General features: G+C 39.6%; 1 protein-coding gene. It reads left to right on the top strand.

Annotated features, from left to right (window positions below):
- Window positions 1-84 precede the first annotated feature (84 nt).
- Window positions 85-757, top strand: a 673-nt coding sequence (gene fbaA, locus AC1DPZ_RS28415) for a class II fructose-bisphosphate aldolase (RefSeq protein ID WP_477409850.1), incomplete at its 3' end; no start/stop codon positions are given.

The raw sequence follows: 757 nt of genomic DNA, 5'->3' as shown, positions 1-757 counted from the left end.
AAATGGTAGTATTCAATGATTAATAACAAGATTTCTTATCAAAAACAAAGAAATTTTATAACTTCGAGGCCCAAATAAAAGCTCATGGATTTAAAAAATTATAAAGGTGTTCTGCACGGCGATCAGGTGCAGGAACTATTTGAAGCAGCTAAAAAGCATCAGTTTGCTTTACCGGCAGTAAACGTTATTGGTACAAATACCATTAATGCAGTTATGGAAACAGCTAAGCTGGTAAACTCTCCGGTTATTATTCAGCTATCAAATGGCGGTGCGCAATTTTATGCCGGCAAATCATTAGATAATTCAAAATTGCAAGCCTGTATATTAGGTGGTGTATCTGCTGCAAAGCACGTTCACTTACTGGCAGAGCATTATGGCGTAGCTGTTATTYTACATACCGACCATGCTGCTAAAAAGTTATTACCATGGATTGACGGTTTATTAGAGCATGGTGAAAAATTCTTTGCCGAAACCGGTAAACCACTTTTCTCATCTCACATGCTTGATCTTTCTGAAGAGCCTTTGGAAGAAAACATCGAGATAAGTGCAAAATACCTGGAGCGTATGGCTAAAATGGGTATGACACTGGAGATTGAATTAGGTGTAACAGGTGGTGAGGAAGACGGCGTTGACAACTCTGATGTTGACAGCTCACGTTTATACACCCAGCCAGAAGAGGTTTCTTATTCATATGAGCACCTTTTAAAGGTTAGTCCGCGTTTTACAGTGGCAGCTGCCTTTGGTAACGTACATGGTG

The organism is Mucilaginibacter sp. P4_G9 (genome assembly GCF_056400985.1).
This window is presented reverse-complemented; position numbering and strand designations above follow the sequence as displayed.